Source organism: Lysinibacillus sp. NPDC097231 (assembly GCF_044761885.1).
GTDB lineage: Bacteria > Bacillota > Bacilli > Bacillales_A > Planococcaceae > Lysinibacillus.
This window is the reverse complement of record NZ_JBIWDH010000037.1, coordinates 22,489-46,211: the sequence shown is the minus strand read 5'-3', so window position 1 is coordinate 46,211 and position 23,723 is coordinate 22,489. Positions and strand designations below refer to the sequence as shown.

The following is a 23,723-nucleotide window of genomic DNA, read 5'->3' as shown; positions in this document are numbered from 1 at the left end:
TTTACGCCAATTTTTTGGCGGTCTTTGGTAAGGTTTTTGGCGCGATTTGGCGGACATTTAAAAAACACCGCCAAAATATGGCGGTGCACTAAGAAAATAATAGGTATTTAGAATTATCATCAAGGTATAATTACCCAAAACAAAATATGGTATTCTAAAGTCGCCTAAACTCTCCCTTTTTATAGAAAAATATACCAATGTAAAATGAGTATAACATACAGATGAACTATAGTAAATTCATTTTTTCTGCAAGACTAACAGCCTCTGTACGTGAGTCTACATTCAACAAAGAAAACAACTGAGTTAAATATCTTTCGGTTGTTCGCTGAGGAATATTTAGTTCGATAGCAATTGCTTTATTCGTGTGACCTTCAGCGATTAATCTTAAAATTTTCTTTTCTTTTTCATTTAAGTGTATCTCGAGCTTTGCATCTGGTAATTTAAATCGATTGTCGAGGAAGTCCAAGAAATTTTGAGGTAAAACAATTTCACCATTTGCAATCGCTCTGATAGTCCGTAATATTTGTTCTTTAGATGCCGTTTTAGCTAAAATCCCTTCTATTTTCCGTTCTAAAATAAGTGGATAATAATCAGTAATATCATCACCTGTATAAAGGATAATTGAAGCATTTGACTGGATAGCTTTAATGTTACGGGCTAAATGAATGCCATTTTCTAACGGCATGTTTATATCAATTAAGTAGATATCATAGGGTTTGTTTTTAATTCTCTGTATGACATTAGTGGCATCACTTTCTGTATCAACTATAATATCTTCATTTTCTTGAAATAAATTCTTCGTTCCCTCTAACACAATAGGGTGATCATCCACTATAAGCATCGTAATCAAGTGTGTCACTTCCTTCTTTTACTGTAATTCTAATAGACATCCCTTCATTAACTTGCGAATCAATGTAAAAATTCCCGTTAAAGGCCTTTATACGCTCTTGCATACCTCGAATTCCCATCGATTCTGTGACAATAATATCATCAACATTACAGCCTACTCCATCATCCTTGTAGAGAATTTCAAATCCATCTTCCATCTCTCGAAGGTGGATTTCAACTGTCGTTGAATAGGAATGTTTTAAAGCATTGTTGAGTAATTCTTGAAATAGTCTATAGATCATTAAATTCATACGTTCATCCTCTAAGTAAAGGCGATCTATCGTATAAATCAACATAAAATTAGCTCTTTCCGATACTTTTCGAATAAGCTTCTCCAAGGCTGCATTTAGCCCTAATGTATCTAATAACGGCGGCTTGAGATTTTCACAATAAGCTCTTAAATCATGTAAAGAAGCAACCATTTGCTTATGAACCATTGCAAGCTTCTGCTGAATATCTTTCGTATCTTTCGTATTTATTAGAACATCAACCTCTCGAGCAATATGAAGCTGCTCTTGTAGATTAGTGTCATGTAATTCTTGCGCTAATTGATATTTCTCCTCTTCAAATCTTAACCATAGTAGTTTGTTTAACCAAGGTAATTGACTATCATCTGCTTGTCGCATATGCTTAAGTTCCTCTAACAGTTCTTCCACCATCTTTGTATTTTCAATGAAATTATTTACATATAATAAAAGCAATTCAAGCCATAAAAGCTCTTCATCTTTTAAATGAATTGAATTGTTATGTCCCAATACTAAGGCTCTTTTACAATGAGCATCTTGATGGAGGAAGGCTAGATAAACCTTATCAATTTTACGTATTTCCCCTAATTTTAAATCTTCCATTAACATATGATTAATCGGGGGCCTTCCCTCAACCGTTGAAGTAAATTGGTTTATGTCATAGTCATAGGTCAATACAAATATATGCTCTAGCTCAAGATGTAGTGAAACCTCTTGTGCAAATTTCTCTAAAAGCTCATCTATTTTAATCGTTTTGCCAATTCTATCTACCGCAGTATATAACTGATGTATATAATCCCCTTTTGTTGAAAATAAAATTTTCCGTTTTCGATAATCGACCTTCTCCTTTATGTAAAAAAGCACAACTAGCGATACAAAAGTGAAAATAGAAACACCCGACATTACGGTCATTGTTAAAGATTTTCCTGCAATCCAATACAAACCGATTGTAAACCACAAAGTAAAAATTAGAGAAAAAATAACATAGTAACGTAGTCTAGTTATATGATATTCGATATCAAATAGTCGCTCTGTTAGTTGTGTAAAGATAAAGCTAAAAGGAATTAGTAATAAAAATAAAGCACTAACTTCACCAGACAGTATATATTGATCAATTAAAATTTTAGGGAGTGTATATAAAAAAAGAAATGGTAGAAACGGTATCAGTATAGTATTCAATAAAATTTTCAACTGAGGTGAGCTATATTTGAAATAGCTTAGCAATAATATACTAAGTACAATAATCAGGAGAATGAAGAAAAGAGCTAATACAACATTTGAAAGAATATTATTCGAAGCAGGATAGAAAAAGCCGATACTCCCTAATAAACAGGCTATTACAGGTAATATATAAAAATATTTGATATTTTTAGTAAAGAGCCAATTTATTTTTACAAATGTATAATATTTTTCCAGAAAATGTAATAATACAACTAAACATAACAGCATACTACTACGATTTACTATAATTCCAACTCCATTTAATCTACCAGAGGCCCCACCGCTTACATAAGCTATTGAAACAGTTAGCATGAAAAGAATAAGCAAATTAGTAAGCTTAGAATTTTTCTGTTTAAAGTGTAGATAGATAGTAATGAATAGCGTTAAGAAATAATAGCAAGCTGGAATTATTAATACATAGAAAAATTGCTGGGGTATATCTAAACGTTTGATATGTATCTCTACTATTTCTCCATCAGGTTTCATGATTGTTATACTATTAGCAGATAATATTTTAGATTTATATTTCACCTGTTTTAAATTATCGATTGGCATACCATCTACTCTTAAAATCACATCATCTGGAGATATACTTTCCCATTCTGCCCAGTTTTTAAAATAAGGGTGAGCCACTCCCCATTTGCCATTCTCTTTTTCTACCTTAATATCCAAATAAGGCGCGCTATAATTCACATAGTTTAGATAAAGGCCAATCACTAGATAGAGAATTATAGCGGGCCAGAACCACTTATTACTCAATGATTTTAATTCCAAAAATCACTTTCTGAAACTATATCACCACTAAACGCTTCTAATATAGCTTTTTGTTCTACAGACGAAACTCCAATTAATGAGGCTTTTTGGTTCTTTAATAGTGTAACTAGGCCCGGATTTTGTTCTAAATACTGTATAACATTCATCATACAAATCTCTCCTCATTTCATTAGTTTTTTTAGGTATTCTTTACCTTCTTCACTTATCGCCACATTTTCCAGAATATTAAGCGCTTTAAACTTGTAGACATTTTTAATAGTAATTGCATACCTTATGGCGCCGCCATTTGTCAACTCATTTTCAGTAGCAATATTATCCAAAAATGCAACTATATCATCATTATAATAGTTAGTTACAGATTTTGAAACCTCATTTTTTTGTGATAAAAGATAAATAATAGGCAAAGAGTATCTCTTATTGAGCAGATCATTTTTAGGGCCCCATGTCTTTAACCCTTGAATATCATTTTTAATTTGTTGGATAATACCTATGTATTTTCCATACTCTTCGACTTGAGGAGATACTTCCCCTTTTGCAAGCACTTCACCTATTAAGCAGCTCATAGCCGTTAATGATCCTGATTTTTGCTCAATCATTTGTATATAGGCTTGCTCATCTTTGCAAATATTAAGTAAATCTAACTGCTGTCCGTTAATACTCTGTAATGCAAAATCCTCCAGTATTTGAACCGCAGTGTTTTTGTGTTCAAAGGAAGTTTCACGTATAGTTCTAGAAGCCATAACAAGCATTGCTAAAGCAGCATTTAATGATACCTCAGGTGTTCTACACCAACTATAATCTGAATCTTTATCCTGCAAGTCATCGATAATATCAAAGGACAAAATTAGAAGTTCGATAGCTGCTGCAACTTTATAAATGTCCTCATTCAAATAATCTGCAAATTTTTCATAATGCCAAAAACATAGCTTACCAAATGAATAGCCTACAGTACTTTTTTCTTCTTTAAAGCCTTTTAGCATTGATTGTAATTCTCGACCAATCAATGCCTCATTATCAACAAGAATGTCCAATGATTCATTAATGCGTTCATCTAGTCCCTTCAATAGTCCTCTCCCCCTTTAAATTAGGTTACTAAATATTATATAGATTAATGGGAAATAATACTATACAAGTCAAAGTTAATGGAAATATTTTCTTAACTATACTACTTTCCATTACTACAATAAACATAAATACCGCCAAAAAATGGCGGTATTCGTAGAAAGCACGCCATTTTTTTGCTAAAAAGTAGTAAAAAAAATGGCGGTGTTGTATGATTGACCGCCATTTTTTGGCGTAAATTCACCATTGAAATGGCGTTCTTGTTGATGATACGCTTACATTAAGAAAAGTTTAAATTAACTAAATTCGTACCAACAAAGGAAATTCTCCAACACTAGGAGTGATTGAAATGAAAAATGGGGTAAATGAAAACGTTTTAATACTTACGACTACTTTTTCCTGCGCAATTTCTGTCAATGAGGAAGAAGTGACCATAAAAAAACCATCACGTGAACAACAATATATCGAACAAATAATCATTCAAGCTGAGCAACAAGCTTATCAGGAAACTTTAATAGAGTATAAAAACAAGTCTATATCTGCAAATTTTATCTGTGATATACCTGGATTTGAGGATACTTTTCAGCACAAACTAGACTCTTTTATTGAACCGTATGGAATCTTAAGAGTGTCTGAAGAAAGTTTATCTATTTTGCCTTTAATAAGTCCATTTACTTCTGGATTGAACATAAATGCACCTATAATCTATACCTCTTCACACTGTAGTATTATAAATGCACGATGCATGCGGACAACTAATCACAAAAATGCTAGCAGTTCAGCGATTGGTAATGCAGTAAATATACCCGAAGCAGTCGGCATACCTGTTTATTTTAATCATACAGCTCTAGAAATTGATATCTTCTCATCAGGGAACTTCACAACTGTAATGGAAACAAAAAGCGCAACCAATTACTCTAATGCAAATTTTACGGGTGTTTCTATAAATGAAAATGGTATCTCTTTAAATATTACTACTGCATTTAATACTTGGAACAAGGCTTCCATTAAACATTAATTTGTTCAGAATCCGCCAGAGGCTTTGGACCAACGCGATGTGGTCACTCAGTCGTTGCCACCTTTTTAGACTGGGTTCCTCTATTTCAGCGGATGTTTGGACACCCGCTAAATATAGCTGTTATTGCTTCCTTCATATTTCCGTCGGTCTTCTTATTTATTTAATAAAGTTGGGGAATGACACTGTAATAGGCATGTCTCCCCTTCCCCCTTCAACTGAAAGAAATTATTACTAAGAACATCAACGAATTACCCTCAAACTCATAAAAAGGTGCCTCAAATTAGCTTTCGAGACACCTTTACGCTATTATCCTTTTACATAATAAACTTCTTGTCCACTTTCAATGATGAAATCAGGTTTCGGTTTACCAGCATTTGCTTTATGACCAGCAATATGCTCAGGACTCTTCTCCCAATTTTTCCACGCTTCTTCTGATTCCCACCGAACCATAATTAGCACTTCTTCATCACCACGGCGTACTTTTTTTACTAGTACTTGCTTATCAATAAAACCTGGTTGTTGCTCAAGCAATGCTGGACTATCTTTTTTAGCACCAAAGCGCCCAACAATTTTGTCAGAATTCCCTTCAGTAACGACCATACGTTTAATTTGTACAAACATATTAGTTAAACGCCTTTAAAATGTCACTAACTTTTTGAGTTTCAGAAGTTAATCCGCCACCTGATAAGTACCAAACTTGTGGATCTAGGTAGAAAATTTTACCGTTTTTAGCAGCGTTTGTAGCGCCAACGATTTCGTTTTCAATTGCAGCTTTTGTACCTGACTCACCTTCTGGATTTACAGCAGCATCACGGTCAACTACGAATAAAATATCTGGGTTTGTATCACGTACGTATTCAAATGAAGCGTTAGCACCGTGCGTAGATACTTCAATTTTTTCATCAGCAGCTTTTACACCATATACGTCATGAATCACACCGAAACGTGACCCAGCACCATATGCAGATAATGAACCTTCATTGGCTAAAACGATTAAAGCTTTGTCTTCAGATGAAGCTGTTTTCGCTTTGATTTCTTCTACTTTTGCCTCATATGCTGCAAATGCATCAGCAGCTTCTTTCTCTTTACCAAAGATCTTACCAGCTAATTCAACGTTCACTTTAAATGAATCCATGAAATTAGCGTTATCAACACCAACGAATACTGTAGGTGCAATTGAAGATAATTCTTTATATGCAGCAGCTTGACGACCAGAAATGAAAATAATATCTGGATTCATTGAAGAAATTGCTTCAAAATCAGGCTCTTTTAAAGAACCAACATTTACGTAAGTTGTCTCAGTATATTTGCTTAAATAGCTAGGCACTGATTGTTGAGGAACCCCTGCAACTTCAACTCCTAGTGCATCTAGTGTATCTAGGAAACCGTAGTCAAATACAACAACTTTCTTTGGTTGTTCTTTAAGAGTTACTTCTTCAAATGTATTTTCACCGCTTGTGCTTCCTGGAATTGTGATTGGGTAAGCTGAAGCCTCTTCATTTTGTTCCTCAGCTGGCTTATTATCAGTTGTAGCACCTTTATCTTCTTCTTTTGTTTCGTCCTTTGAACCGCAAGCAGCTAATACTAATAGCATCATCGCCATTAATAGAGTAAGTAATTTCCAATTTTTCATTGTAAAGTAGCTCCTTTTAAATATTTTTTATAGTTTTGATGGATTAACGATCTATTACTTCTATGAGTTAAAGTACACACAAATACGGCAACCATTCTGTTCTTGAACGGGGATATCCATATCATAGATTTCTTTTAGCGCATCTGAGTTAATAATGTCATTTGTTGGACCGTCTTTGACAACACGTCCATTTTTTAAGGCAACGATATGATCAGAGTATACAGAGGCAAAGTTAATATCGTGTAATACGATGACAACCGTTTTTCCTAGTTCATCAACAAGCTTTCGCAAAATTTTCATGATTTGCACAGAGTGCTTCATGTCCAAATTGTTCAACGGCTCGTCAAGCAAAATATAGTCTGTATCCTGCGCAATGACCATTGCAATAAATGCACGTTGACGTTGACCCCCTGATAATTCATCCAAATAATTGTGCTGAATATCCTCTAAATTCATATATACTAGTGCCTCATCTACCTTTTGCTCGTCCTCTGGCTTTAAATTTCCTTTTGAATATGGAAAGCGGCCAAATGACACCAGCTCACGAATCGTAAGACGTACATTCATGTAGTTTGATTGCTTTAAAATCGATACCCGCTTCGCAAAATCATCTGATTTCCAACGACGTACATCTGATTTATCGAGTAATACTTCTCCAGTGTCTGCATTAAGTAAACGGCTTACCATTGAAAGCAATGTTGATTTACCCGCACCATTCGGTCCGATAAAAGAAGTAATCTTCCCCGGTGCAACATCGACACTGACATCTTGAATGACCGGTTTTTTCCCAAAATACTTAGATAGTTCCTTTACTTGGATCATCCTGCTGACCTACTTTCCTTCAATAATAAGTAGATGAAATACACGCCACCTACGAAGTTTATAATAACGCTAAGTGTTGTATCGAAGTTAAAAATACGTTCGACTATCCACTGTCCACCGACTAAAGCAACTATGCTCATAATACAAGAACCTGCAATTAACACAGAATGCTTGTACGTCTTGAAAAACTGATACGATAAATTCGCTACAATTAAACCAAAGAATGTAATGGGCCCTACAAGTGCAGTAGATACTGCAATTAATATAGAAGATAGAATAAGCATACGCTGTACAAGCTTATCGTAAGGTACCCCTAGGTTAATTGCTGTATCACGGCCAAGTGACATGACGTCTAATTGGCTCATGTGACGCCAGCCGTAAACAAAGGTAATAATGATGACAATAGCTGCAAGCCATACTAAATCTGAATTAACATTATTAAAACTTGCAAACAATTTACTTTGTAAGCTTAAAAATTCATTCGGGTCAATCAATACTTGGAAGAACGTTGTTACGCTTCCTAAAAATGTTCCGACAATCATACCGACAAGCAGCAAGAAATAAATCGGACGTTTTCCTTCCTTGAACAATACACGATAAAAGATTAACGCAAAGATAACCATGGCTAACACAGCTAATAAAAAATTATATTTTGCATTAATGACGAAGATCGACATAGAGCCGAAGAAGAAATAGATGAATGTTTGAACCATCATATATAATGCATCAAGTCCCATTACACTTGGCGTTAAAATACGATTATGTGTAATCGTTTGGAAAACCACGGTTGAATACGCAATGGCTACTCCTGTTAACGACATCGCTACTACTTTAATGAGGCGGCGCGGGAACGCATAATGATAGTTACCATTAAGCCCGTAAAATACATACAGTAAGATAAAAATTACTGCTAGACCGATTAAAATCAACATCCTAGTACGATTACGCATATGCTCTCCCCCTAAACAACATAATTAGGAAAATCGCACTTCCGATGACGCCGACCGTCATACTAATTGGAATTTCATAAGGGAAAATCAGCACACGCCCTAATATGTCGCAGAATAATAAGAACGACATACCAAGTAATGCTGTATGAGGCAATGTCTTAGCAAGATTATCCCCCTTGAACAGCGAAATAATATTTGGAATGATTAAACCAAGGAATGGAATCACACCAACGGTTAGTACCACTGTCGTCGAAATAAGCGCCACTAACACTAAACCTAAATTCACAACGAATTTGTACGAGAGACCAAGGTTTTTCGCAAAATCCTCACCCATTCCAGCCACTGTGAAACGGTTTGCATAAATGTAAGCTATTATCAGCACGGGTACACTTATGTATAAAAGCTCGTATCGGCCTTTCATCATTAATGAGAAATCTCCCTGTAACCATGCAGAAATGTTTTGGATAATATCTGCTTTATACGCAAAAAACGTTGTAATCGACGAAAGAATATTCCCAAACATTAAGCCAATAAGTGGTATAAAGATCGCATCTTTAAACTTTATTCGATTTAATATTTGCATAAACAATAATGTGCCGGCCAAAGCAAATATGAAAGCGAAGGAAATTTTTTGAAAGTACGTGACATTTGAGAAAAACATCATCGAAATTAGTACACCCAACTTTGTAGCATCTAAAGTACCTGCTGTTGTTGGTGACACGAACTTGTTCCTACTTAAGCTTTGCATAATTAAACCAGCAATACTCATACCTGCACCTGCTAACAAAATTGCTACAAGTCTCGGTACACGACTAATTAAGAATAGTCTAGTTTCTTCTGATTCGAAGTCTAATAGGTCACTCGGTTTAATGTTCACTACACCGATAAATAATGACACCATTGACAACACCACAGTTGCTGTTAAAAGATATCTTATTTTCATTGTAATCCCCGGTAGATTCATTTTTGCTCGTAATTCACTTTCTAATGAAAATGATTATCATTACTCACGATTCTCATTATAAGCATGTTTCCATTCTCAGTCAACCTTCAATTGAGAATTATTCTCGTTTTATTTATCAATCCCTAAAAAACAAGTATAAATAACCGAGTACCTGAGATTTCTACCGTTTTCAGAAGTAAAAAAATTCAATATTCCTACAATTTTTCATAAAAATAAAAAGGTAATTGAGAATAAAATACCAATTTCTTTCTCAATTACCTTATCAATTTAAACTATTTTTCGAATTCCTCTTAGCCATGCTGAAATAATAAAAAGAACTAATATAAAACCGACATATCCCATTACAGCATATACCTTTGCTACAAGGGTTGTAAAACCAGCAAGACTTGCTAAAAAGCCCAAACCTCCAATAAAGAAGACAGCTACCTTAAAACTAGGCTTATTAGGCTTAAAAAATCTTACCATGAATGAATAGAACATCCCCACCGCTGTATTATAAATCATCCCTAATAGTGAAATGGACATCAGTAAGCCTACTATTGGATGAATCTCATTTGCTAAGGCTAACATCGGTATATTTATCCCAATAACTACATTCATTTTTGCAAGTAGAGAAAGGTTAATAAGTAGAATTAAAGCACCTAGCAAAACCCCGCCAATAATGCCTCCCATCCCGGCAACTTTTTCGTTACGGACCGACCCACACATAACAGTTAAAAGCGAAAAACACACACCGATATTAAAAGACATATATAGTAATGCCGTAACCCACCAACTTTTAGAACTCACCTGTACTTGTTGTGCGATAACAGCTTGCTCGACAAAGGTTAAATCCATCGTAGCTAATGAATAAACAGCTATTATTGATACAATTGTTAGCAGATAAGGGGTAGCAATAGCAATAATGTTAATAATACTTTTCACATTCATCATGACTGTCGCTATCGTAAGCACAATCATAAAAATACTCCCCAGCCAGACTGGTAGTCCAAACATTTGCTGAAAAGTAGCTCCTGCCCCTGCAAACATGATTACTGCTACCCCAAATAAGAAGAGCGACAATAAATAATCCATCACAAAACCTACAGTATTACCTGAAATTTGATAAATTAGATCCTTATGCGATGTTGTACGTAGTCTTGAGCTAATTTGAGCAATACACATTCCTACTAAGGCAAATCCAAAGGTAGCGATAAGTGCGCCATAAATCCCATTAAAGCCATAGCTCGTAAAATATAATACGATTTCCTGTCCTGATGCAAATCCCGCACCGACGATAATTCCTACATAGGCACCACCGATTTGCAAGCTCTTTTTCAAACATTTCTCTCCTCGTTTATCACGTATTAACGGGCAGTAATTTATCTGTACCGAAAGCAAAGCGTCAGGTACAAGCCCCCCTGCTTCACGTGTCAACAAAGCAAATCTCGTCGGGGATCATCTGCCCGTAAAAACCCGATTAGTTCGGGGCAACATCATGTTGATCTAACAAGCGTTAGTTATGTTTATATTCTTTTTAGGCCACTGAATGAAGTTTCACTTTAATGATAGACCTTCTTGCTGATGGTTAACTTTTCAATTACCTTCAAATTAGGTATATATCCAATTCCTATAGTTTGTGGCACACTTATATAACCATCTTCCACAACCACTTCAGGGGTAATAATATCTTCATACCAATAATGGCTAGAGCCAGCAGTATCTCCAGGCAATATAAAATTACTGAGAGATGTTAATGCAATATTATGCGCTCGTCCGATTCCTGCTTCTAGCATACCGCCACACCAAACGGGAATATTATTTCTTTTACATAAATCATGGATTCTCTTAGCTTCGGTTAAACCACCAACACGTCCTATTTTGATATTAATAACACCACAACTACCAAGCTCTATCGCTTTTCGAGCATCTTCGTAACAGGTAATACTTTCATCTAAGCAAATAGGTGTTATTAACTTTCGTTGTAGCTTAGCATGATCAACAATATCATCTACAGCTAATGGTTGCTCGATCATTAGTAGATTAAATGCATCAAGTTGCTGTAATACATGCATATCATTTAAAGTATAGGCAGAATTAGCATCTACCATTAATGGCAAATCTGGCATTTCAGCTCGAATAGCACGTATCACTTCTACATCATGGCCAGGCTTTATTTTCACTTTTACACGTTTATAGCCCTTTTCTAAATGGCTTTTTAATAAATCAATTAATATTTTCGCGGAAGGTTGAATGCCTACACTCACGCCTACCTCTATTCGTCTTTTATCGCCACCTAACGCATGAGCAAGCGATTGTTTTGTCTGCTGTGCATAAATATCCCATACAGCTCCTTCAATCGAGGACTTTGCCATACAATTACGACGAATAGAGGAGAACAAAGTACTCACCTCATCCGGATGCCCAATCTCTTTATGTAACAAGATGGGAATCAAAAAGTCTTCAAGCATATGCCATGTTGTTTTTAATGTCTCTTCCGTATACCAAGGCGTTACAAAGGCAACAGCTTCTCCCCATCCTACAATCCCTGTTTGATCTTTCGCTTCTATAAGTAAGAGCTCTTTTTCATCAATAGTACCGAAGCTTGTTGTAAATGGTGCTTTCATAGGCATTTTTATATGTCTAACTATAATCTCTTCTAGTTTCACAAGATTTCACTCCTTATCCTTATTATAAAGCTAATAAGGAGCGTCTGACTAACAGATAGCTATGAACATATTCCTTATGCTTTTTCATGCGAACGATTGCATAATTTTGTTCAAATAATGTTGTTAAAATTGTACGAACTTTATAACGCCAGTCCTCTGCAAGCTTAGGGCTCTCTACTTTCATCTTTTGTAAAAATTGAGGAATAGGTAATAAATAAGCGTCCTTTAAAAATGTTTGCTCTCGTTGAAACTCACCATCGATATCAAGTACAGGTAATCCATCCACCGTCAAAGACCAAGGTACAATTTCTTCAGCTCCTTCTTCTAGCTCATCTAGACAATCATCCACTTGATCGCGTTCAAGCCACCACTCTACAACAATGCGATCTGAAGGTAGTCCATCGTTAAAGTCATCGTAGAGTGGACCGTAATAATCATTTTTATATTGATAGCTAAAAGCATTCAGCTTCAAAAATGATAAATTAGCCATGCGTGCCTCCAGTGGTTCAAATAGCCAACATACAAGCTGAAATCCATGTTCTTTTGCATACTCTTGCTGTGCGTGCTTTAATAATTCACCTACACCTTGTTCACGATATGTTTTCTCCACACCAATCATGTGTGAGTGCAAATACATTTTCCCTTCGCGATAACCAACAAAACAATAGTTATAGCCAATTAGCTTTTCTTCTAAATATGCTCCAAGTATTAGTCCACCATTTTGTACAGCTGCTAACAATTGATGTGAGGGGATAGCCTGACTCCCCCAAATTTCTGCATTTAATCTTTGCACTTCTACAATCTCAGCAGGTGTCATTATTTTTTGAATTCGCACTCTTTCTAACATTATGCTGATGCCTCCTTTGTATTCCCCGACTCTAATGCTAACAATACTGATCTTGTTAGAATTTCAACCCCCGTTACAAGCCTCGCTTGCTTAAATTTCATCTTGGGATGATGTAATCCCGGTGTTAACCCACAACCTAAACCTAACATTGTGGATTTTAAGTGTGGTCGTTGAACAGCATAGTGATGAAAATCCTCTCCTCCTGGTGTACGTACTGGCTTTCTTAGATTAGACAACCCTGTTGCTTGAACAATTGCCTGTTCCATCAAATATTGAGCAGTCGGATCTACCTCTGCTGCCACTATATTTGCTACAGTACGTAATTCAATCTGTACTTTATGCAAGACCTTAGAGGAGTCTATTACGCGCCTGACTCCTTGGGCAAGGGCATCCATAACATCATTTTGTTGTGCGCGTATATCAATTGTGAATGATGCGTACCCAGGAATAATATTGCCTGATTCCCCACCTGCATGAAATTTTGTCATTTTAATAGATACAGGAACCATAGGATCCGTATGAATCGTTCTTAAATCTTCGATAATAGTAGCTCCTACTTCAATGGCATTTATACCGAGATGTGGTCTTGCAGCATGGGCATCTTCACCAATGATTTCCCCTTCAAGTAATCGAGAGGCTCCATGGTATAATGCAGCACAGTATGTTCCATCTTCAAGTTCTTGTACCGGTCTCACATGGACACCAAATAAATAGTCTAAATCATCAATGATTCCTTCTTTTAGAACAGCTAAAGCACCTGTCCCTTTTTCTTCTGCTGGTTGGAAAATGACACGAATAGTACCTTTGAATGAGTGAGGTTGCTCTTTGAAAAGTAATAGAGCACCAATCGCCATGGTCATATGTCCGTCATGCCCGCAGGAGTGATTTGCTTTAAATTCACCATCTACCTCCTGCCATAACGCGTCTATGTCCGTACGCAAACCAACTTTTGGATTGCCTTTTCCTACGTCAACATAAAGCCCGGTATTGTTTTTAAAACGTACTGGTGAAAAACCTTCCCGTGTTAATAAATCAAAAATATAGTTTGTTGTTTCTACCTCATGCCAACTTACTTCTGGATTTGCATGTAAATACGTGAAAATCTCCATTAATCTTGGCCTCAAACGATCTAAAGCTTCTTTCATGACAACCACCCCTCGAATTTTCATACTAGTAAGATTATTATAACGAAAATAAAATCTTTTCTACACAGAAACTTATACCCTATTCAGCAAATTAACTACCAAAAAATTAATCCAGCAGTCACTGCTGCTTTTCTTTCCGTCGTTATCCATCACTTTGGCTCTTCTTAAACTGACGCTATAAAAAAATAGCCGCTGAATAAAGATAAAAAAAGATGCAGGTACAGTTATCTGAATAACTGTACTCACATCTTTTTATTAGTTAATACCTCGCATAGCTTTTGAAATAATTGGCGAAAGTACTAATATTATTATCCCTAAAACAATTGATAATGAGCCTAAGAAACCGAAGTATGTGAATTCGCTTACAACTTCGTAGACTCTAACAAGTTGTGCATTAATCGCTTGCGCAGCAGCACTTGTTAAAAACCATAAAGACATCGTTTGTGCAGCAAAAGCCTTTGGAGCTAATTTTGTAGTAGCCGACAAACCTACTGGCGATAATAATAACTCCCCAACTACGACTAAAAAGAATGATAATACTAACCACAATGGACTTACTAAATCTTCACCACCAGATAAATACGCTGGAAGCATCATCACTATGAATGACAATCCTGCAAAGAATAATGCATAAGCAAATTTACGCGGTGTAGATGGTTGCTTATCTCCCCATTTCATCCATAACATAGCAAATAACGGAGCCATTGTAACGACGAATAACGGGTTTAACGATTGGAACCAAGAAGATTGAATATGGAAACCACCAATATCTAATTGTGTACGACTATCTGCAAATGTTGCTAAAATAGTTGCCCCTTGTTCTTGGATTGCCCAAAACATTACAGCCGATATAAACAAAGGAATATAAGCGAGCACTCGAGACTTCTCGTCCTTCGTTGTTTTTTCACTACGATACATATAAATAAAGAACACTGTTGGAATTACAATACCTAGCGTCGTAATAATTAAACTAAAAACATTCATTGTCAGTACGCCTGTTTTGATACCAATTGCTCCAACAATAATAATAAGTAAAGCTATTATCCCAAATCGAGTAAAGACTTTTTTACGTTCTTCAGGCAGTAGCGGGTTGTTTACCTGTAACCCTGCTAACCCTAAATATTTTTTCTCTGTTAATTTATAAATAATTAAACCAACTAACATTCCGATCCCTGCTACACCAAAGCCTAGGTGGAAATTGTACTTTTGTCCAATTGTTCCGACAATTAAAGGTGCAAGGAATGATCCCATATTAATACCCATATAGAAAATTGAAAAACCTGCATCACGGCGACTATCTGTTTCAGCATACATATCTCCGACAATGCTTGAAATGTTTGGTTTTAATAAGCCTGTCCCAATAACAATAAAGAACATCGAAACAAATAACATGCTTACGCCGCCAGGTAACGCTAGCAGGAAATGTCCAAACATAATGAACACGCCGCCATAGAAAATGGTTCTACGTGTACCTAGTACTCGGTCAGCAATCCAACCACCGATAATCCCTGACATGTAAACCAATGATCCGTAGATAGCCATAATTGAGTTCGCTGTTCCACGATCTAAGCCTAAGCCGCCTTCATGTAATTCATAATACATAAAGAAAATCAGAATTGCTCGCATACCGTAGTATGAGAATCGTTCCCAAAATTCAGTGAAAAATAATGTAAAGAGCCCTTTAGGGTGTCCGACAAAGCCATTTTGAGGGACGGATTTTACAATTTCATCTTTAGTAGACATAAAAATATCCTCTCCCGATTTCATTATTCAATAATAATATTATTACCCAATAGTAAGGATAAAAACTTTATTTCATCATACTAAAGCGTTTTAAAAACTTTTTCAAGAGTTTTAAAAAATGTTGGAATTTTACACCTTTTCTTTAAATTCAGAATGATTTTTATAGATTTATAGCAAAACTATTGATATTCCTAAGTTTTCTCAAAATTAGATATCTACTAAATTAGAAACTACCCTAAAATTATTCTAAAATATTTTATAGTCAGATTATTTATTTTTTTAACAAATAAGCTAGTATTATCTATAATTTCATTCACAACGATATAAATTCGCTTTTTCGATTACAAAAAAGCATGCTAGTAACAGGAAGTGTTTCTAGCATGCCTTTAGAACAACAATGCGATTCATTATTTTATTATATATTGTTGGTATTTTGCATAGTCCGCTTCTTTTACCTCAAGTGTTAACATTGTTCCATTTTCTTCATAAGCTGTTTCATAGACAGAAGCATGCTCATTTAAATAAGATACGATAGTTCCTTGTTCATAAGGAATGAGCATTTTACATACCACATAATCAGAGAAAATATGCTGACGTATCATTTGTAGCAATTCCTCTAATCCAATTCCTTGCTTGGCTGAAACCCAAATATTATCTCCACTAATAACAGGGTATGGAATGTTTGTTAAATCAGCTTTATTATATACATAAATTGTCGGAATCCCTTCAACGCCAACAGCTTTAAGCGTTTCATTTGTTACATCCATCATAAAACCATGCTCAGCGTTAGAAACATCTACAACATGTAGTAATAAGTCTGCATCACGAGCCTCTTCCAATGTTGAGCGGAACGCCTTTACCAGATGATGTGGTAATTTGCTAACGAATCCAACTGTATCTGTTAATAAAAATATCTTTTTATCAGGCAACTCTATTTGACGGACAGATGTTTCCAGTGTGGCAAAAAGCATATCCTTCTCAAACACTTGTTTATGATCTTCTTGTCCAATTTTAGTAAGTAGCTGATTCATAATTGTTGACTTACCAGCATTCGTATAGCCAACAATGGAAACGACAGGAATAGCATTTTTGCGTCGTTGTTTTCGCTGAGTCTCTCGTTGTTCCTTTACATGCTCTAGTTCCTTCTTTATTTTCGCAATCTGATCCTCAATTTTTCGACGGTCTAGTTCTAGCTTAGTCTCACCAGCACCACGGTTTTTAAAGCCTCCGCCTGTACCACCACCTTGACGACTCAAAGACGCATGCAAGCCTACTAAACGCGGCAGCATATATTGCAATTGCGCTAATTCTACCTGCATTTGTGCTTCACGCGTTTTAGCACGACGTCCAAAAATATCTAAAATCAGCATCGTTCTATCAATGACCTTCGTTTCTAAATCACGTTCTAAATTGCGGATTTGTGAAGGTGATAATTCATCATTAAAAATCACTAAATTTGCTTGTGCTTCATCATAGAAGTTTTTTATTTCCTCAATTTTACCAGTACCAACATAATGAGATGGCGTAATGCGCTCTAAATTTTGCGTTACAATGCCTACAACCTCTACATTTAAAGCTTCAGCTAAATTATTAAGCTCCTCCATTGAATAATCAAAGTGCTCGTCATTTCGTAAATTTACGCCAACTAAAATGGCCTTTTCTAACAATATATCTACATCCTTGATTTTATCCATCCCAAACCTCCCACCAATATCTCGGTGTTTCTACGACAAATTTTCTCCATCTTACCATATAATGCCCTAATTCGTGTCGTTCAATAGCTGACTCTTACTTTTCTTAACATCCACATCTGTAAAAAATGCGCCTTCTATGTAAAAGGCGCATTTCTTTCAATTTACTTTCCTTCTCTTAGTAATACTACAGTGCGATTGAATTCTTCTTCAATATCTTTTTGTGGTCTAAACGTCACAACGCTGACTATAACTGCAACGATTAAGCACACTAAGAAGCCTGGAACAATCTCATATAAAGTGCTTGATAAAACTTCTACTTTACCCCAGATAAAGGCGGTTGCTGCACCAAAGCCAGCCCAAGCAAAGCCAACTAAGCTTAAAATAGAACTGTCCGGATTCCATGCTAAAATCGCAGCAATTATTGCTACAACTAATACAGCTACACGACCAATTAAGACGTAATGCTTATCATCTGCTGTTTTATTAAATAATGCTTTATAAATATCTTCTACAAGCGCTGATGAAGTAACAATTAATTGTGATGAAATAGTACTCATAATGGCAGCTAAAATAGCAGCAAGCATTATTCCTGCAATAAATGGATGAAATAAAATTTGACCAAGTACAATAAATACTGTCTCTGCGTCCTTTAACTCCCCCGCATTTTGCTCATAATAGGCTACACCTACCAAAGCAGTGGCAATAGCTCCAAATAGACTCAACATCATCCAGCCAATACCGATACGACGAGCCTGTTTTGTCTCTTTCACTGAGCTAATGGCCATAAAGCGCACTATAATATGCGGTTGTCCAAAATAACCTAGTCCCCATGCAAGTGATGAAATAATCCCTGCCGCTGTTGCAGTTGCAGGTAATAAGTTCAAATGCTCAGGATTTACAGCTTTAATAGATGCTATTGTATCTCCAATTCCGCCTGTTAAAAACAAACCAAACAATGGTACAGTAATAAGTGCTAAAAACATAATAAGGCCCTGTAAAAAGTCCGTATAACTAACTGCTAAAAACCCACCAAATAATGTGTACGCCACAACTACAGCTGATACGATTATTAAACCAGTATGGTACTCATAGCCAAATGAACTATCAAAAAACTTGCCTCCTGCTACCATTCCTGAAGAAACATAAAAAGTGAAAAAGATTAAAATGATAATACCTGAAGCGATTCTTATTAGCTTTGTATTGTCACGTAAACGATTATCCAAATAACTTGGAATTGTAATGGAATCATTGGTAACTTGTGTATAAACACGCAACCTAGGTGCAACAAATAACCAATTCAAATACGCTCCAATCGTTAATCCAATAGCAATCCATGCCTCAACAAGTCCTGACAAATAGATTGCACCTGGCAAACCCATTAACAGCCAGCCAGACATATCTGCTGCACCTGCACTAAGTGCTGTGACTGCTGGGCCTAACGAACGCCCGCCAAGCATGTAATCTGTTAAATTTGATGTTTTAACAAATGCATACCAACCGATAGCTAACATGGCTACCATATAAATAATAATCGCAAATAATTGATACATATTCCCTGACATACTTCTCCTCCTATTCATTAGTATTCTTAAAATTCTAAAAATTATAAAAATAATTTGCAACAAATATAACATAAATATACAATTATCCATAATTCTAATTCCACATTGCACTTCTTAAAGTGTGATAAACTAGTGCCATCTATTACACGACAAAGAAGGCGAAAATGTATGACATTTGAAGAAATGAAAGCTCAACTTACAGACAAAATTTTACAACAACAACTTGTTACTGCAACAATCAGTCAACCACGTATGAAATCAAACGAAGTCAAACGCATCAAACTAAAACCTTTATTGCTAAAGGATACTTATCATATACAAATCGAATACCAATTTGAACGCATTTTAAAACACGAAAATGTCCTTTTGGAAGATTTTCCCGTGAAGCTAGAAGCATTTTTTAATGACTACCGTCAAGCACATATTGATTTTACGGATGAAAAAGTACAAGTACAATTATCAAAAAAGAACAAGGTATTATGGAAATCAGATAAAACTGCAACACCGAAGCAAGTAGATTTAGCACATAATCGCAAAAAGAACTATCTTCTTGCTGACGATAAACCATACCCGTTTTTAATTCGTCTTGGGGTACAAACAGAAGAAGGAAAAATAAAAAAACAAAAATACGATAAATTTAAACAGATTAACCGCTTCATTGAATTCATTGATGATGCATTAGCTTATTTGCCAAAGGATCGTCAGGTTCGTATTTTAGATTTTGGTTCAGGCAAATCATATTTAACATTTGCTCTATACCATTATTTAAAAATTGAAAAAGGCTTAGATATTCGTGTTACTGGCTTAGATTTAAAGAAGGAAGTTATTGAAGAGTGTTCTCAAATTGCACAGGATTTAGGCTATGAGCAACTTGAGTTTTTAGTAGGTGATATTAACGATTATAATGATGAGTCTGCTGTAGATATGGTAGTAACACTACACGCTTGCGATGTTGCAACTGATATGGCATTAGCCCGCGCCGTAAAATGGGGTGCAAGCGTTATTTTAAGTGTCCCATGTTGCCAGCATGAGCTAAATCGCCAACTCAACACACCTTCACTTGAAATTATGCTTCAGCATGGACTTGTTCGTGAACGTTTTGCAGCACTCGCAACAGATGCTATTCGAGCAGAAATTTTATCACTCGTTGGCTATGAGGCACAGTTACTGGAGTTTATTGACATGGAAAACACACCAAAAAACATTCTAATACGAGCATATCATACAGGTAAGAAGCCAAGCATGGAACAACTCGTTAACTACAATTCATTTTTAAAACTACTCAATGCAAAGCCGTTTTTAGAGAACGAGCTACAAGCTTACCTATAAATTTCGCGGTATTCCTAGGTGAAACGCGGGGTTTTGTTCTCCTTCCGCGGGTATTCCTTAGTGGAATGCAGGTATTAGAAAACATTCCACTGTTTATTTCATCAAATAAAGGGCGGTCCTAAAATATCTGGACCGCCCTTTCGATTATAATTCTTGTCGTAATGCTTGAATAACATCTATCTTTGTGGCTTTACGCGCTGGACGATAGCCTGAAATCATTGCAACGCCAATGCTAATCGCTGATGCAATAAGAACAAGTTGCCATGGGATAAGAGAAAACGTAATCTCGTTCCGACTAAAGCCATCTTCACCCGTTGCCGCTTGTAAAATTAAAGGTAATACAGCATTGGCCACAAAACTAATAACATATGACATCGCTACAGCAATCAAAGTCCCCACAATACCGATGAACGTACTTTCCATTAAGAATAACCGCTGAATAAGCTTCGGACTTGCTCCAATTGCCTTTAAAACACCAATTTCACGAGTACGCTCTGTTACTGCCATTGTCATTGTATTAAAAATGCCTATTGATGCGATTAATACAGCGATTGTTCCTACAAATATTAATCCTATTTTTAATACTAAGAAAAATACATTCATTTGATCTAATTGCTCAGTAACTGAGTAAACGCTATAGCCTTTATCTTTCAGCTTGTCTAATATCGGCTTAACATTTTCTAGACTATCAGCAAAAATATTAAACTCCGAATAAAACATTTCATCCTCTTTAATATCAAAAGTTGCTGCCATGTTTGTGACTAAAACTGACTTCTGCTCTATCCCCATATAAACTGAGTTATTAATCATCCAGTCATAAGAAGGCTTCTTCATTACACCAACAATTGTATATCTCATCTTCTCTGTTTCTTCGGTCGTACCCGTATTAGGTACTAATGACAATTCGATCTCTTTACCAATCAAAGATTCCTTATAGCCTTCCTCTTTTCCATCATAATATGTGCCTTCTGCTTCGGCTTTTTTATTTTTTTCTTCTATAATATTGCGCTCCGCATCATTTAATAATGTTTGAGCAAAATGATAACCTACAATGATTTCGTTTGGCTTTGTTGGATACTTTCCTTCTGCAAGTTCACTATTTACTTGCTCAAAATCCTGCATATTAGCTACATATAAATTAGAGTTTGTATCACGTCCCTCAAAGAATGAGTGTGCTGATGCGTTGACAGTAATCGTTTCGAGAACTGTTTCAACATGTTCAATATCTTTAATTTCATGTATTTGGTCATTTGAAAGTTGTTCATTACCGAACACTTGAATTTTTGTGACTTTTTCGTTCGATAGTATTTCATTGCGTAAGGAATCCTGGAGACCAAATCCCACTGATGCAAGGACAATTAAAAATGCACAGCCCATTGTTGCCGCAAGCACAGTCATAAAAACGCGTAATTTATTTTTCTTTATATGTTGTGTAACAAAATCTAGTTGATCTTTAAATAACATGTTAAGCTTCCTCCTTTACAAGCTCCCCATCGTACATGCGGAAACGTCGATGTGCTATTGTTGCTACTTCCTCGTCGTGGGTAATGATGACAAATGTTAAACCAAACTCACGGTTTAAACTTTGAATGAGCAGCAATATGTCTTGCTCTGTTTCCGAGTCAAGACTTCCTGTCGGCTCATCCGCCAACAAAATAGGAGGATTTGTAATCAAGGCTCTTGCAATACTGACACGCTGTTGCTGACCACCCGATAGTTCATTCGGGTAATGGTCCGCCACCTCCGTCAAACCAACCTTCTCCATTATTTTTTTCACATTTTCCTTCCGGACAGCTTTTTTAGCACCTTGTAATTTTAATGGTAATTCAATATTTTCAAACGCTGTTAAACCGGGCATCAGTTGAAAGTTTTGAAAGATAAATCCGAACTGTCGTAAGCGAAAAGCCGCACTCTCTACTTCCGTGAGATTAGCTGTTTCCTTTCCGTTCACCTTGATTGACCCTTGTTCAGATTTCATAAAACCCGCCAAAATTTGTAATAAGGTTGATTTCCCGGAGCCACTTTTTCCAACAATGGCAACAATCTCTCCTTTTTTCACCTCAAAGTTTACCCCTTTTAACACAGGAATCTGTTTTTCTTTGCCTTTTTTTCCTATTAAAAATGTATGTTGTAAGTTCTCGACTTGAATCATTTTCAAAATAATGCTCCTTTCTTTTTCTTTCTCTATTGTAGAAAAGAATTCTTAATAATTTTGAAGGATAAAAATGAAGATATCCTTAAGAAAAAGAGTATCTTTACATTACCTTTACAATTTCGCAAAGAATCTATTTATAGATTTCATGTTTCAACAGGCTTTTTTCTGTATTAAACAGAGCGTCTCATTCTCAACAATGCCTTATTTCAAGGTGTTTTGCTGTACTAATGAATACAAATACAGCATTATTCTTTATTATTTTGTGAACAAATTGTATATTACGGGAATGTAAAGTTTTATAAAGAATCGATGAATTTTGTGTAGAAAAATTAAAGATTTTGTTATGATAGTAAAGTTTAGAGGTCGATTAATTTATTTATATCCAGGAGGATTCGATTTACATGCTTAACTCAAAAAAACAAGACCCTTTCTTTATAGCATTACATAAAATTGCTGAGAATATGAGAGAGGCCGTACATTACGCAAATGATTTTCGTATCAACAGTGTAGCTGACCTGAAAGAGATTAGCATTACAATGAAAAATTACGAAACAGCTGGCGATAAGCTCATTCATGAACTAATCGTGATGCTAAACAAATCATTTATGACACCTATCGAACGCGAGGACATTTTAGAGTTTGCGATTCGTATGGACGATGTATTAGATGGTACGGAGCATTGTATCGCTCATTTTGAAATGTTCTCCCTAACAGAAGTTGATGAATCAATGCGTATTTTCTTAGGCTATATTTCAAAAAGTGCAGACGAAATTGTTAAAGCAACAGAAGAGTTAAAGAAAAAGAATCTTATTGGCATGCGCCCACACGCAATTCTAATTAAAGACTATGAGCGCGAATGTGATGAAGTACAACGTACATCTATTAAGAAGTTATTTTTGAATGAAAAAGATCCAATTCGACTTATTAAATTTAAAGATATATATGAACAACTTGAAGATATCGCTGATCATTGTCAAAACGTTGCAAACACAATGGAAACAATTATCATGCGTAATGCGTAAT

The 23,723-nt window shown here is 35.7% G+C and carries 21 protein-coding genes; 3 read left to right on the top strand and 18 right to left on the bottom strand.

What is annotated here, in order from left to right; all coding sequences use genetic code 11:
- Positions 1–226: 226 nt before the first annotated feature.
- The 4 genes from ACIQXF_RS18870 to ACIQXF_RS18855 form a co-directional block, all read right to left on the bottom strand.
- Positions 227–841, bottom strand: coding sequence for a response regulator (locus tag ACIQXF_RS18870; protein WP_402785997.1), 615 nt, complete (start codon positions 839–841; stop codon positions 227–229).
- Entirely contained in the window at positions 825–3,047 is a 2,223-nt protein-coding gene (locus ACIQXF_RS18865) for a sensor histidine kinase (protein WP_402785961.1), read from the bottom strand. Before ACIQXF_RS18865 ends, ACIQXF_RS18870 begins: the two co-directional genes overlap by 17 nt.
- 71 nt (positions 3,048–3,118) lie before the next feature.
- Positions 3,119–3,277: a competence pheromone ComX gene (comX, locus tag ACIQXF_RS18860; RefSeq protein WP_402785958.1), complete on the bottom strand. Its 159-nt coding sequence runs from the start codon at positions 3,275–3,277 to the stop codon at positions 3,119–3,121.
- A 12-nt stretch (positions 3,278–3,289) separates the two neighbouring features.
- Positions 3,290–4,192: a polyprenyl synthetase family protein gene (locus ACIQXF_RS18855; RefSeq protein ID WP_402785955.1), complete on the bottom strand. Its 903-nt coding sequence runs from the start codon at positions 4,190–4,192 to the stop codon at positions 3,290–3,292.
- A 347-nt stretch (positions 4,193–4,539) separates the two neighbouring features.
- Here ACIQXF_RS18855 and ACIQXF_RS18850 point away from each other — a divergent pair, with 347 nt between their 5' ends.
- Positions 4,540–5,208, top strand: coding sequence for a hypothetical protein (locus ACIQXF_RS18850; protein ID WP_402785953.1), 669 nt, complete (start codon positions 4,540–4,542; stop codon positions 5,206–5,208).
- Positions 5,209–5,514: 306 nt separating this feature from the next.
- Here the strand turns inward: ACIQXF_RS18850 and ACIQXF_RS18845 are convergent, their stop codons facing one another.
- The 12 genes from ACIQXF_RS18845 to putP all read right to left on the bottom strand — a co-directional run bounded on the left by ACIQXF_RS18845 (position 5,515) and on the right by putP (position 19,216).
- A complete protein-coding gene (locus ACIQXF_RS18845) occupies positions 5,515–5,829 on the bottom strand; it encodes an antibiotic biosynthesis monooxygenase family protein (protein ID WP_402785951.1) in 315 nt (104 codons plus the stop codon).
- A gap of 1 nt (position 5,830) precedes the next feature.
- Positions 5,831–6,841: a siderophore ABC transporter substrate-binding protein gene (locus ACIQXF_RS18840; RefSeq protein ID WP_402785948.1), complete on the bottom strand. Its 1,011-nt coding sequence runs from the start codon at positions 6,839–6,841 to the stop codon at positions 5,831–5,833.
- 60 nt (positions 6,842–6,901) lie between these two features.
- Positions 6,902–7,663 carry an iron ABC transporter ATP-binding protein gene (locus ACIQXF_RS18835; RefSeq protein ID WP_402785945.1) on the bottom strand — a complete coding sequence of 254 codons (762 nt, stop codon included), beginning with the start codon at positions 7,661–7,663 and terminating at the stop codon, positions 6,902–6,904.
- The gene (locus ACIQXF_RS18830) at positions 7,660–8,613 is read right to left on the bottom strand and encodes an iron chelate uptake ABC transporter family permease subunit (protein WP_402785942.1); all 954 of its coding nucleotides are present in this window, start codon (positions 8,611–8,613) and stop codon (positions 7,660–7,662) included. The genes ACIQXF_RS18835 and ACIQXF_RS18830 overlap by 4 nt, the downstream gene beginning before the upstream one ends.
- A complete protein-coding gene (locus tag ACIQXF_RS18825) occupies positions 8,606–9,556 on the bottom strand; it encodes an ABC transporter permease (protein WP_402785939.1) in 951 nt (316 codons plus the stop codon). Before ACIQXF_RS18825 ends, ACIQXF_RS18830 begins: the two co-directional genes overlap by 8 nt.
- 288 nt (positions 9,557–9,844) lie before the next feature.
- On the bottom strand, positions 9,845–10,897 hold the full coding sequence (locus ACIQXF_RS18820; protein ID WP_402785994.1) for a YkvI family membrane protein: 1,053 nt from the start codon (positions 10,895–10,897) through the stop codon (positions 9,845–9,847).
- A gap of 221 nt (positions 10,898–11,118) precedes the next feature.
- Positions 11,119–12,225: an o-succinylbenzoate synthase gene (gene menC, locus ACIQXF_RS18815; protein WP_402785936.1), complete on the bottom strand. Its 1,107-nt coding sequence runs from the start codon at positions 12,223–12,225 to the stop codon at positions 11,119–11,121.
- A 22-nt stretch (positions 12,226–12,247) separates the two neighbouring features.
- Positions 12,248–13,072 (bottom strand): GNAT family N-acetyltransferase, encoded by an 825-nt coding sequence (locus tag ACIQXF_RS18810; protein ID WP_402785933.1) that lies wholly within the window; start codon positions 13,070–13,072, stop codon positions 12,248–12,250.
- The gene (locus ACIQXF_RS18805; RefSeq protein WP_402785930.1) at positions 13,072–14,217 is read right to left on the bottom strand and encodes a M20 peptidase aminoacylase family protein; all 1,146 of its coding nucleotides are present in this window, start codon (positions 14,215–14,217) and stop codon (positions 13,072–13,074) included. Before ACIQXF_RS18805 ends, ACIQXF_RS18810 begins: the two co-directional genes overlap by 1 nt.
- 255 nt (positions 14,218–14,472) lie before the next feature.
- Positions 14,473–15,960: a peptide MFS transporter gene (locus ACIQXF_RS18800; RefSeq protein ID WP_402785927.1), complete on the bottom strand. Its 1,488-nt coding sequence runs from the start codon at positions 15,958–15,960 to the stop codon at positions 14,473–14,475.
- 407 nt (positions 15,961–16,367) lie between these two features.
- The gene (hflX, locus tag ACIQXF_RS18795) at positions 16,368–17,654 is read right to left on the bottom strand and encodes a GTPase HflX (protein WP_402785924.1); all 1,287 of its coding nucleotides are present in this window, start codon (positions 17,652–17,654) and stop codon (positions 16,368–16,370) included.
- A 161-nt stretch (positions 17,655–17,815) separates the two neighbouring features.
- On the bottom strand, positions 17,816–19,216 hold the full coding sequence (putP, locus tag ACIQXF_RS18790) for a sodium/proline symporter PutP (protein WP_402785922.1): 1,401 nt from the start codon (positions 19,214–19,216) through the stop codon (positions 17,816–17,818).
- Positions 19,217–19,384: 168 nt separating this feature from the next.
- Here putP and ACIQXF_RS18785 point away from each other — a divergent pair, with 168 nt between their 5' ends.
- Positions 19,385–20,545 carry a class I SAM-dependent methyltransferase gene (locus tag ACIQXF_RS18785; RefSeq protein ID WP_402785920.1) on the top strand — a complete coding sequence of 387 codons (1,161 nt, stop codon included), beginning with the start codon at positions 19,385–19,387 and terminating at the stop codon, positions 20,543–20,545.
- Between the two features lie 144 nt (positions 20,546–20,689).
- Here ACIQXF_RS18785 and ACIQXF_RS18780 read toward each other — a convergent pair whose 3' ends face one another.
- Both ACIQXF_RS18780 and ACIQXF_RS18775 read right to left on the bottom strand, forming a co-directional pair.
- Positions 20,690–22,009: an ABC transporter permease gene (locus tag ACIQXF_RS18780; RefSeq protein ID WP_402785918.1), complete on the bottom strand. Its 1,320-nt coding sequence runs from the start codon at positions 22,007–22,009 to the stop codon at positions 20,690–20,692.
- Position 22,010: 1 nt separating this feature from the next.
- Positions 22,011–22,697: an ABC transporter ATP-binding protein gene (locus ACIQXF_RS18775; protein ID WP_402785991.1), complete on the bottom strand. Its 687-nt coding sequence runs from the start codon at positions 22,695–22,697 to the stop codon at positions 22,011–22,013.
- A gap of 404 nt (positions 22,698–23,101) precedes the next feature.
- On the opposite strand from ACIQXF_RS18775, the gene ACIQXF_RS18770 reads away from it, so the two are divergent.
- Entirely contained in the window at positions 23,102–23,722 is a 621-nt protein-coding gene (locus ACIQXF_RS18770) for a DUF47 domain-containing protein (protein WP_402785916.1), read from the top strand.
- The last annotated feature ends 1 nt before the right edge of the window (position 23,723 follow it).

What these genes read in the sequence shown, in the direction of transcription:
- ACIQXF_RS18870 (WP_402785997.1), bottom strand. Translation starts at nt 841, where the DNA reads ATGCTTATAGTGGATGATCACCCTATTGTGTTAGAGGGAACGAAGAAT.
- comX (WP_402785958.1), bottom strand. Translation starts at nt 3,277, where the DNA reads ATGATGAATGTTATACAGTATTTAGAACAAAATCCGGGCCTAGTTACA.
- ACIQXF_RS18850 (WP_402785953.1), top strand. Translation starts at nt 4,540, where the DNA reads ATGAAAAATGGGGTAAATGAAAACGTTTTAATACTTACGACTACTTTT.
- ACIQXF_RS18845 (WP_402785951.1), bottom strand. Translation starts at nt 5,829, where the DNA reads ATGTTTGTACAAATTAAACGTATGGTCGTTACTGAAGGGAATTCTGAC.
- ACIQXF_RS18840 (WP_402785948.1), bottom strand. Translation starts at nt 6,841, where the DNA reads ATGAAAAATTGGAAATTACTTACTCTATTAATGGCGATGATGCTATTA.
- ACIQXF_RS18835 (WP_402785945.1), bottom strand. Translation starts at nt 7,663, where the DNA reads ATGATCCAAGTAAAGGAACTATCTAAGTATTTTGGGAAAAAACCGGTC.
- ACIQXF_RS18830 (WP_402785942.1), bottom strand. Translation starts at nt 8,613, where the DNA reads ATGCGTAATCGTACTAGGATGTTGATTTTAATCGGTCTAGCAGTAATT.
- ACIQXF_RS18825 (WP_402785939.1), bottom strand. Translation starts at nt 9,556, where the DNA reads ATGAAAATAAGATATCTTTTAACAGCAACTGTGGTGTTGTCAATGGTG.
- ACIQXF_RS18810 (WP_402785933.1), bottom strand. Translation starts at nt 13,072, where the DNA reads ATGTTAGAAAGAGTGCGAATTCAAAAAATAATGACACCTGCTGAGATT.
- ACIQXF_RS18805 (WP_402785930.1), bottom strand. Translation starts at nt 14,217, where the DNA reads ATGAAAGAAGCTTTAGATCGTTTGAGGCCAAGATTAATGGAGATTTTC.
- ACIQXF_RS18800 (WP_402785927.1), bottom strand. Translation starts at nt 15,960, where the DNA reads ATGTCTACTAAAGATGAAATTGTAAAATCCGTCCCTCAAAATGGCTTT.
- hflX (WP_402785924.1), bottom strand. Translation starts at nt 17,654, where the DNA reads ATGGATAAAATCAAGGATGTAGATATATTGTTAGAAAAGGCCATTTTA.
- putP (WP_402785922.1), bottom strand. Translation starts at nt 19,216, where the DNA reads ATGTCAGGGAATATGTATCAATTATTTGCGATTATTATTTATATGGTA.
- ACIQXF_RS18785 (WP_402785920.1), top strand. Translation starts at nt 19,385, where the DNA reads ATGACATTTGAAGAAATGAAAGCTCAACTTACAGACAAAATTTTACAA.
- ACIQXF_RS18780 (WP_402785918.1), bottom strand. Translation starts at nt 22,009, where the DNA reads ATGTTATTTAAAGATCAACTAGATTTTGTTACACAACATATAAAGAAA.
- ACIQXF_RS18775 (WP_402785991.1), bottom strand. Translation starts at nt 22,697, where the DNA reads ATGATTCAAGTCGAGAACTTACAACATACATTTTTAATAGGAAAAAAA.
- ACIQXF_RS18770 (WP_402785916.1), top strand. Translation starts at nt 23,102, where the DNA reads ATGCTTAACTCAAAAAAACAAGACCCTTTCTTTATAGCATTACATAAA.